At 30.4% G+C, this 596-nt stretch carries 1 protein-coding gene; it reads right to left on the bottom strand.

Annotation, left to right across the window (positions count from 1 at the left end; all coding sequences use genetic code 11):
• Nucleotides 1-492: Ail/Lom family outer membrane beta-barrel protein (locus tag ABN217_RS19800; protein WP_349459935.1), on the bottom strand; the 492-nt coding region annotated here is incomplete at its 3' end.
• Nucleotides 493-596: the final 104 nt, after the last annotated feature.

Raw genomic sequence — 596 nt, 5'->3', positions numbered from 1 at the left:
ATACCCAATATTTATAGCTAAGTTATTTATAGGATTTAATTGTATACCCGCCCCCCAAGCTATACCTGTTGATTTGTATTTGTAATAGCTACTTTCTATATAACCATCATCAGTTCCATAGTCTCGATTGTTTAATTTAGTTTTAGCAATACCCGCTAATCCATATAAATTTGCAAAATTATTAATACGATAACTTGGTCCGGCTAATAACGAAACGTAGTTAACATCTGTCTTTGCAGAAGAAGTGAATCCATCGTTATCTTGTTCTTCGGCATAATATTTATCGCCTTTCATCCATGTGAAAGAACCAACTATCCCCCAATTATTACTCAGTTCATAATGATAATTAAGATTAACCCCATTGAGTTTAATACCTTCTATCTTAGCTTGACTATACCCTAGGGAGATCGTCTGCTCATTAGTTGCCATAACATTCACGCTAAAAAAAAGGCATGAAGAACATAAGCATCCGATAACTATTTTTTTAAACATAAAACACCTTTTATTTTGATTGTATTAATCTAATTAAATATAAAAATAGTTTTAATAAAATTAAAACCCTATAGAAAACTTGATGCCTTATATAATTAATAACA

Origin of the sequence: Proteus sp. fly-1067 (genome assembly GCF_040139345.1) — a bacterium.
Lineage (GTDB): Bacteria > Pseudomonadota > Gammaproteobacteria > Enterobacterales > Enterobacteriaceae > Proteus > Proteus vulgaris_B.
Note: the sequence above shows the minus strand (reverse complement) of the source record. Positions and strands in the feature narration are given on the sequence as shown.